Below are 8,505 nucleotides of genomic sequence, written 5' to 3' on the forward strand. Positions count from 1 at the left end.
AGATAAAGCCTGCTGCGAATATCAGTTCATCCTTGCCTTTTATCCTCGGCGGAGGCACGCAAGTTTGTTTTGCGGTTTGTTGCTAAACTCCGCAGCACACTTTGGATTTTTTTCCGCTGCCGCACAGGCAAGGCGCGTTTCGCGGCGGGCGCTTGACTCCTTCCCGCCTGAGCACCTTCGTAGCCAGCTTGCGCATCCGCTCTTCACCGTAGGAATACACAAGGGAATAGCTTTCACAGAAATAATCTACTCCTGCTACATGCGCGCTTTCCGATCCGACCCGATTGCGGGGGCATCCGCCCTGGCAATAATGAAGGAAACGGCACTGTAGGCATCGGTCGCTCACCCGGCTCTTGGCTTGAATAAAGCTGCCCCATTTCTCCCGGGTCATCAATTGCTGAAGAGTGTCGGTCCGCATATTTCCTAACCTGTGCTCAGCGTCCAGATAGAAGTCGCAGGGATAGGCATCCCCGTTCTGCTCCAGCACGAGCATGGAAGAGCAGGTGCTCCTGTGCGTGCATAACTCCGGTTCAAGACCGACAAGCTTGTGCAGCCAATTATCGAAAAAACGGATCGACAGCGTGGGATCACCGTCCCCGTACCAAATATCAAAAACTTCGCATAAGAAATGGCCGTACTGCCGGGGGGAGATCAGGTATCTTCCTTCCGTGGCGGCATCCTGTGAGCGAAAATCCATACATGGGATAAACTGAATATGAGAAAAATCGTTCTCCGTCATCCAACTCATGATTTCCCCTGGCCTTTCAATATTATCCTCATGCAGCACAGTTAGAATATTATATGGAACGCTGGCTTGCCCCAGTTCCTCAATTCCGGTCATCACTCTGTTGTAAGAGCCTGCTCCGGAGCCGGTTATGCGGCGCTTGTCATGAATAGTCCTGGGCCCGTCCACACTGACACCGAGCAAAAATGAATAGCGCTTGAAAAAAGCGGCCCACGCTTTGTCCACGAGCGTTCCGTTCGTTTGCACAGCATTGCTGATGACGGTGTTCGGAAGGGCATACCGGGCCTGAAAGGAGACTACCTGCTCAAAGAATGACAGCCCTGCCAATAGAGGCTCTCCTCCCTGCCACACAAAGGATACCCCGCCTGCGCCTGCCTCCATCATCTGGCGGATAACCGTTTCCAGCAAATCGCGGTCAATCGTCCGGATTTTGCGCCCTGGCGTGCCCTTGCAAGTACTGTAATAACAGTAATCGCAGGCCAGGTTGCAGTCTTCGGAGACCGTCTTCCACATCAGAGACCGGGGAGCACGGGGGAGGGAAGCGGATTCAAGATTCACGAGGGTCAGCTCCTTCTCATCATAAGATCAACACATTTTAGTAAAGTAGGCCTGTTTGTGCAGTGATTGATGTTACAGACAGAACCGTTGATTGATGCTGATGCAGGAGAGGACGTATTCCTCCGCTTTTTTCCGTTTTATTCGGAAAAAACTGAAATTGAATGCGCTATCATTTCAACTATAATTCAGTTATACGTTAAACAAAGGAGGTCAAAGCTAATGTTTGACAGAGTGATGGGGTCCATAGAGAGAGTAACGGGACCTTTAGCCGAGTGGGCTTCCAATAATCGTTATTTGCGTTCCATTATGACCGGGATTTTGGCGACACTCACATTGACGATTGTAGGCGCGCTGGCCGTTCTCATCGGCAAACCTCCCGTACCGGAGGTCATTATGAAGTCCTCGGGCTTGTTCCCGTCGATCCTGCAAGGATGGGCTACATGGGGGGAGCAGAATTTATGGATTCGCGGGATCAATGAAATTTCGACAGGCATTATCGGTTTTGCCTTTACGCTGGCGGCGACCTTCAATCTTGCCCGTCATTACAAGCTGAATGAGATAAGCGCCGTTATCATTAGTGCGATGATTTACTTTATGATTGTCGGACAGCCTCAGACCGTCATGGTGAACGATGCGCCGACACTTCAAGTGGCCATGTCTTCCTTTGGATCGGCAGGTGTCTTCTCGGGAATTGTAATCACCATTGTAACGGTAGAGATTATTCGTCTGTTCCAAACGAAAAATATAGGCTTTCGTTTTCCGCCTTCTGTTCCGGCTTATGTGCAGACTTCATTTAATGCCATTCTTCCGGGGGTTGCATCGGTCGTTGCTTTTATCATGATCGATAAAGGATTGCTTGCGTTGTTCGATGCCCGCTTGCCTCAACTGATCACGAGCCTGATGGGGCCGCTCGTCAACAATTTTGACAACGTTTACATGGTTGGATTTTTCATGATATTGATTAATTTTTTCTGGTTTCTGGGTATTCATGGGGGCAGTATCGTGATGCCGATCATTCTGCCTATTGAAATTCACAATATTGTATCCAATCTGAATAACTATTCCGCAGGACTTCCCTACGACAAGGTGTTTACGACCCCGGTACACTTCGGCTTCATTGCCATTGGCGGCGCCGGCGTATTCGCTCTGGCTCTTCTGAACAGCCGGAGTAAATCGAAGGGACTGCGTCAGGTAGGGAAAATCGGTATTCTTCCATCGGTATTCAACATAAGCGAGCCGACGATGTTTGGTACGCCGATCCCGTTTAACAGCAATTTGTTTATCCCGTTCCTGATGGTTCCTGCCGTCAATACAGTGATTACCTATGCGGCTTTTCACTGGTTTGAGCTTCTGAGCGCACCGATTCTGAATGTGCCTGCCCAGACTCCCGTTATTCTGATCGCGATCGCGGCATCGGCTTCCTTAAAGGCGGGAGTGGTGGCCATCTTTATCATTCTGGTTGACCTGGCCATATATTATCCGTTCTTCAAACGTATGGAAAGCAAGCTGATCGCCGAGGAAAAGGCCGAAGAAGAGCAGCTCAAGGCGGAGCAGGCAGCAGCAGCCACTGTCTAGAGGATATGGGAGATTCCTAAATTAGAAAAAAGGATGATGGATATGAATGTGGAGAATGAACTGAATCCGGAGCAAATCTGTATGGAGATCATTTCCGCAAGCGGACAGGCAAGAGGACTGCTTCTTGAAGCTATGGATTACCTGAAGCCGCGGGACGACAAGAAAATCCGGGAGCTGCTGAGCGAAGCCAATACAGCACTCCGTCAGGCGCATCGCAGCCAGACCGCCTTGATGATCTCCGAGTCCGGGGGCCGCAAGGTAGAGATGTCCGTACTGCTGGTTCATGCCCAGGATCATTTAATGACAACGATGACGATACGGGATATGGTCGAAAAATTAGTGGAGGTGCTGTGATGAATATCCTGCTTGTATGTGTTGGTGGAATATCGACAAGTATTCTGGAAAAAAGTATTCGTGATTCCTTTGGTCCCGAAAGAGCGGACTGGAAGGTGGAAGCGCATCCTGTTGATCAACTGGAAAGCTATATCGATGACTTTGATGTCGTATTTCTCGGACCGCAGATCCGCCATAAGCTGCGTGCGGTGCAGAAAATTTGTGACGCCAAGGGCAAGCCCTGTGAGGTCATCGACAGCCGTGATTATGCGTTGTCCAATGGAACCAAGGTACTGGCCCGGGCTATGGAATTGGGGAAGGCCTAATATGAGCAAAAAGCCAAACATTGTCATGATCGTGGCCGATCAGTGGAGAGCTGATTCGATCGGGTATGCAGGCTGTGAAGGCGCCGTGACCCCCAATCTGGACGAGCTTGCGCAAGAGGGAATAAGCTTCACCAATGCGTACTGCCAGCTTCCGGTTTGCGTGCCCAGCCGCAGCTCTTTCCTATCCGGCTGGTATCCGCACACCAGGGGATTCCGGACGATGCATCATTTGATGGGGCCGGAGGATGCCAACATTTTGCGGACACTGAAAAAGGACGGCTATCATGTATATTGGGGCGGACGTAATGACTTTTTGCGGGCGGACGTGGATGTGAGCGATTATTGCTCGACCCGGGATGATCAGTACAGATTGTTCTTTAAGAAAATGAGGGAGCGGAAGGAGCAGCAGCTTGCGGAGCAAAAGAACGAGCCCTCCGGTACTCCCGTTTATGATTACTCCCATTTTCGCGGCGTCAAGGATGCAGGGGAGAGAATAGATTGGACGCAAATGAAGCAGGCCATGGAGTTTATCACAGGTTATGACGAGGAAGAACCCTTTTGTGTTTATTTGGCGCTGGCTTTGCCGCATCCTCCATATCAGGTGGCACAGGAATGGTATGACCGGATTGACGCCGGCAAGGTGCCCCGTCCGGTTCGTCTGACAGAAGAGGAATGGGAAGGAAAGCCTTCGATTCTGCGCGGCATCCGTAATAACCAGAAGCTCTACGAATGGTCCGACGAGCAGCTTATGGAAATGAAACGGGTGTATTATGCCATGGGGACGGAACTGGATGCCTATATCGGGCACCTCATGGAGACGCTTAAGGAAAAAGGGGTGTACGAGGATACGCTCGTCATCTTTTTCAGTGACCATGGTGATTATACAGGGGATTACGAGATTGCCGAGAAGAACCAGAATACGTTTGAAGATACGCTGACCCGCGTTCCCCTGATCATGAAGCTTTCGGCCGGAATGAATGCCAAGCCGCGTGTGACCGGGGCGATGACAGAATTGATTGACATTCAGGCCACGCTGCTGGATCTGCTGGACATTACCCCTGATTATACTCACTTCGGCAAATCCCTGCGTCCTGTTTTAGAGGGTGAGGATATCTTCCGTGATGTGGTGTTTGCTGAAGGAGGCCGGCTGGAGGGTGAGGACCATTGCAAGGACGCGGGGCATGCGCCAAGCAATGAGTATTGGGCCAGAACGGTGGAACAGGAGAAAATGCCCCAGCATACCAAGGCGATGATGATTCGGGACTCAAGGTATAAATATGTGTACAGGCTGTATGAAAAAGATGAATTTTACGATATGGAACAGGACTCCTATGAACGCAGTAACCTGATCGACAGGCAGGAATATGCCCCGATGATTTCGGCATTCAAGGAAAGAATGCTGCGTCATTTCTTTGAAACAGGGGGTGTGGTTCCTCACCGGTATGATAAGCGGACATGAATCAAAACTGAGGGATGATGCAGGTGAACCTAACATCAAAAGAAAAAAGCTTGCTGAACTTATTTCTGAAGCAGGTGCAGCCTCTCCCGGTTAAGCAGATTACGCTCGCGTTGGATGTCAGTGATAAAACATTGCGCAGCATGGTTCGAAGAATAAATGAAGAGCTTTTGTCCGACCGTCAGGCGAAGATTGTATTGAAGCGCGGTAAGGGATATGTTCTGGAGGGCGGCGGCATCGTGGAGATCAGCCAGGTTGTCGGTGAGCAGGCAGGAACGTCCGGCAAAGCTATGGAAGACCAGGTATTTGGCTTCATGATCGATTCCAAGGATTATGTCACCATGGACAGAATGTGCGAGCTTCTCTTTATCAGCAAAAGCAAGCTGAATTGCATTATGGCCGAACTCAAGGAGCGGATCCGGCCTTTCGGGCTTAAACTGGAATCCAGGCCTCATTACGGCATGAAAATTGTGGGTGAGGAGCTTGGGAAGAGGCTTGCTATTGCGGCGGTTCTGGATGAGGGGCAATACGCGGCGGAGAAGGAATTCAAGGCTGTTGAAAGCCTTATCGTCAGCCAATTTCAGATTCACCGTATCCAATGCTCCGATATTATGCTGCAGAGTCTGATCTACCATCTCAAGATTATGCTGAAACGGATTTCGCAGGGCCATATCGTTCAATTGGAACGGAATGATGGCTATGAAAATGAAAGCAGCCCAGACTTTGGTCTGACCCAGGCTATATTCGGGGGGCTGGAGCGCGAAATGAAGCTGACCTTGCCGGAGGTGGAGAAAGCTTACCTGTATACCTGCCTGATCGGGCAGGTTGCTGCGATCAAGCAGGAGGATCTACGGGACACCCAAGTCAAGATTTACATGATTATCGATGCCTTTCTGCAAAGAATCGAGCACATGTATGATATTTCATTATGGAATGATCATCGGCTCAGAACCGGACTGGAATTTCATCTGGAGCCCTTGATTGGCCGTCTGCGCAATGATGTTCACCTGAAAAATCCAATCCTCAAAGAAATCAAGCAGCAGTTTCCGTTTGCTTTTAATCTGGCTGTGCTGCTTGGCGAGGAGATTCACCGGATCTATCACAAGCAGTTAATCGATGATGATATTGCTTATTTGACGATGCATATCGGACTGGCTCTGGAGCGGGATGTGAAAGAAGTCCGGGTTCATTTCAACCGGATTGCCATTGTGTGTACAACGGGACAAGGAACTGCAGAGCTGCTGAAATTCAAAATTGAGCATTCTTTTCCGAACGCACATGTTGTGAAAGCTTTTTCGCTGTTCAATAAAGAAGAGGTGCTGAAGTTTGAGCCCGATATCGTGTTCTCTACCATTCCGGCCACGTTTGAAGGCATTCCGGTCGAGGTGATCAGTCCTTTTTTTACGGAGGAGGATAAAAACAAACTGCTGGTGTACGAGAAACGGAGAGAAAAGGAACAGCTGATCGACCGTTATTTTTCGGATGATTTATTTGTCGGAGAGCTCATGGCAGCGTCCAAGCAGGAAGCCATCCATCAGATGTGCGGCAGGATTGGCAGAACAGGTATCACGCCTCCTGATTTTGAGGAGCTGTGCCTGATCCGCGAGAATTTGGGCAGTACGGCATTCGGCAACTTCATTGCTTTGGTTCATCCCGTAAAACTGTGCTCGGCCGTTACGAAGGTTGGCGTGGGTATTTTGAAGAAACAGATCGATTGGGAAGGGGTTCCTGTCAAGGTCGTCTTCGTGATTGCCCAGGCCAAGAGCAGCGAGGCAAGAGATCTCTTGCTGCTGATCCAGGAGATTGTGCATGACTCCGCTCTAATGGTCCGGTTGTGCGAAGCGGATTCTTTCAGTACATTCAAGCGAATTTTATTGAAATAAGAAAAACATCTATCGCTGTATATTCAAAGAAGCCAGACTGCGTTTAGCGGAAGTTTTTCTTGAGGTTATAGAATTGTTCAGCTCCGCTGAACTTAAAAATTCTATAACCATAACAAAGAAGCTGTTTCGCAGCCCGCTCCTGCTTGCGAAACAGCTTCCTTTATTTTTTAGAGGGAGTTGTGAGAAGAGTGAAAATACGCGCTGCTATAGCCGCTCGTGTTGCTATGCTTGTTACTCGGACTGTTCTTCTGCTTTTGCAGGCTTCTCAGGGTGCTCGCCATTCACCATCCGGGTAACCCGGTTTTCCAGCTCAGTCTTTCGTGCTTCATACTGCTCGTCTGTCAGCTTTCCTTCTGCAAGCTGTGCTTCCAGCTTCTCGGTCATGGAGGATACCAGCAGGTTAATGACATCATCCACGTCTACATTCTGCTCTTCCGCGATGTCGGCCAAAGAGGACCCTTCTTTGATGGCCGCCTTCAGCTCGTCGGTGGTCAGACCGAGCAGATCGGCAAGCTCTTCGCTGTCTCCGAACATGCCGCCGCCCATCATGCCGCCACGGTCATGTCCCATGCCGAAGCCTTTACCTTCCAGCATTTTGGCAGCCATGTCCGCAAAGTCGGGGGTCTTGGCAGTCTGTGAATCAGTGCCGCTATCAGTGCTGCTATTGTCAGAACTTTCTTTGGCTGGTCGATTCGCCGGTATATTCTCCTCCAGCCATGCTTCCAGCTTGGACTTCAGGTCTTCGGTGGAAACACCTTGCTCCTCTGCAATTTCCGCCAGCGTCTTTTCTTTCAGCTCAGACTTGAGTGTGTCCGCATCCAGGGACAGCCACTCCTGAAGCTGAGTCTGCAGCTCGTCCGAACCGAAGCCTCCTCTTGGACCATGTCCGCCCGCTCCCGGGCCTCCTTGATCAGCCGATTTGTCCTGAACTGCTGCTGTCGCGTCAGCCGCCTGCGCCGGTTGAGTAAACCAGATGCCGGCCCCTGTAAGTACGGCCAGCGCCATGCTTCCTGCCAGAATAGCTTTTTTTGTATTCCTGCTGTTCGATTTTGAAACGTTATTCATGCTGTCTGATCGCCACCTTCCCGTTTTGTTTTGTGGTACAGGACCTATCATAAGGCAGGAAAATGAGCCCAGTCTTAAACTCCGCTGAACGTTTGCTGAATGTCTTTATGGCTGTACCTTTCTTGCAGAATCCCCCTTGACCAGTGTGACATAAATTCGTTCATGCTCCACCGGCTGCCCTGCCAGTATATCGAGCAGCTGCCCGGCGGCTACCGCGCCCCATTTCCGTTTCGAGTAATCTATGGTGGAGAGGCGCGGCTGCAGGTAATGGGCCAGTTCGATATTATCGAATCCGATCACATGAATATCGCGGCCGATTTCAAGCTCCGTGCCGGCCATTCTGTTGTAGAACCCGACGGCCATTTCGTCGTTGAGGCAGAATACGGCTGCCGTTCCTTTGAATTCCGAGAGCACCCGCTCGGCGGCCTGCTCGCCGCCCGATTTCTCGAAGTTGCCCTGGATTTCGATGAACTCCGCTATCCCGCTGCGCTCAACGGTCTGTCTGACCGCCTGCATCCGCTGCCAGGAATCGTAGGAGCCCTCGGGGCCTGTAACGGCGTAGAA

General features: G+C 50.6%; 8 protein-coding genes. 5 read left to right on the forward strand and 3 right to left on the reverse strand.

Going from position 1 to position 8,505, the window contains the following annotated elements; all coding sequences use genetic code 11:
- Positions 1–82 precede the first annotated feature (82 nt).
- Positions 83–1,303, reverse strand: coding sequence for an anaerobic sulfatase maturase (locus ACI1P2_RS08680; protein ID WP_355318768.1), 1,221 nt, complete (start codon positions 1,301–1,303; stop codon positions 83–85).
- Between the two features lie 219 nt (positions 1,304–1,522).
- Here ACI1P2_RS08680 and ACI1P2_RS08685 point away from each other — a divergent pair, with 219 nt between their 5' ends.
- From ACI1P2_RS08685 to ACI1P2_RS08705, 5 genes are read left to right on the forward strand one after another with little or no spacing between them, the layout of a single operon-like run.
- On the forward strand, positions 1,523–2,878 hold the full coding sequence (locus tag ACI1P2_RS08685) for a PTS sugar transporter subunit IIC (protein WP_355318769.1): 1,356 nt from the start codon (positions 1,523–1,525) through the stop codon (positions 2,876–2,878).
- A 33-nt stretch (positions 2,879–2,911) separates the two neighbouring features.
- Entirely contained in the window at positions 2,912–3,232 is a 321-nt protein-coding gene (locus ACI1P2_RS08690) for a PTS lactose/cellobiose transporter subunit IIA (protein WP_355318771.1), read from the forward strand.
- The gene (locus ACI1P2_RS08695; RefSeq protein WP_355318772.1) at positions 3,232–3,537 is read left to right on the forward strand and encodes a PTS sugar transporter subunit IIB; all 306 of its coding nucleotides are present in this window, start codon (positions 3,232–3,234) and stop codon (positions 3,535–3,537) included. The genes ACI1P2_RS08690 and ACI1P2_RS08695 overlap by 1 nt, the downstream gene beginning before the upstream one ends.
- 1 nt (position 3,538) lies before the next feature.
- The gene (locus ACI1P2_RS08700) at positions 3,539–4,996 is read left to right on the forward strand and encodes a sulfatase-like hydrolase/transferase (RefSeq protein WP_355318773.1); all 1,458 of its coding nucleotides are present in this window, start codon (positions 3,539–3,541) and stop codon (positions 4,994–4,996) included.
- 50 nt (positions 4,997–5,046) lie between these two features.
- Positions 5,047–6,876 (forward strand): BglG family transcription antiterminator, encoded by a 1,830-nt coding sequence (locus tag ACI1P2_RS08705; protein ID WP_355318775.1) that lies wholly within the window; start codon positions 5,047–5,049, stop codon positions 6,874–6,876.
- Between the two features lie 231 nt (positions 6,877–7,107).
- Here ACI1P2_RS08705 and ACI1P2_RS08710 read toward each other — a convergent pair whose 3' ends face one another.
- Together ACI1P2_RS08710 and ACI1P2_RS08715 are read right to left on the reverse strand one after the other, a co-directional pair.
- Complete coding sequence (locus tag ACI1P2_RS08710) at positions 7,108–7,941, reverse strand: hypothetical protein (protein WP_355318776.1); 834 nt, start codon at positions 7,939–7,941, stop codon at positions 7,108–7,110.
- Positions 7,942–8,046: 105 nt separating this feature from the next.
- Positions 8,047–8,505, reverse strand: a 459-nt coding sequence (locus tag ACI1P2_RS08715; protein ID WP_355318777.1) for a substrate-binding domain-containing protein, incomplete at its 5' end; no start/stop codon positions are given.

This window comes from Paenibacillus jiangxiensis (assembly GCF_046098255.1).
Lineage (GTDB): Bacteria > Bacillota > Bacilli > Paenibacillales > Paenibacillaceae > Paenibacillus > Paenibacillus jiagnxiensis.

Coding starts and splice junctions, on each gene's coding strand:
- ACI1P2_RS08685 (WP_355318769.1), top strand. CDS start 1,523: ATGTTTGACAGAGTGATGGGGTCCATAGAGAGAGTAACGGGACCTTTA.
- ACI1P2_RS08700 (WP_355318773.1), top strand. CDS start 3,539: ATGAGCAAAAAGCCAAACATTGTCATGATCGTGGCCGATCAGTGGAGA.
- ACI1P2_RS08695 (WP_355318772.1), top strand. CDS start 3,232: ATGAATATCCTGCTTGTATGTGTTGGTGGAATATCGACAAGTATTCTG.
- ACI1P2_RS08690 (WP_355318771.1), top strand. CDS start 2,912: ATGATGGATATGAATGTGGAGAATGAACTGAATCCGGAGCAAATCTGT.
- ACI1P2_RS08710 (WP_355318776.1), bottom strand. CDS start 7,941: ATGAATAACGTTTCAAAATCGAACAGCAGGAATACAAAAAAAGCTATT.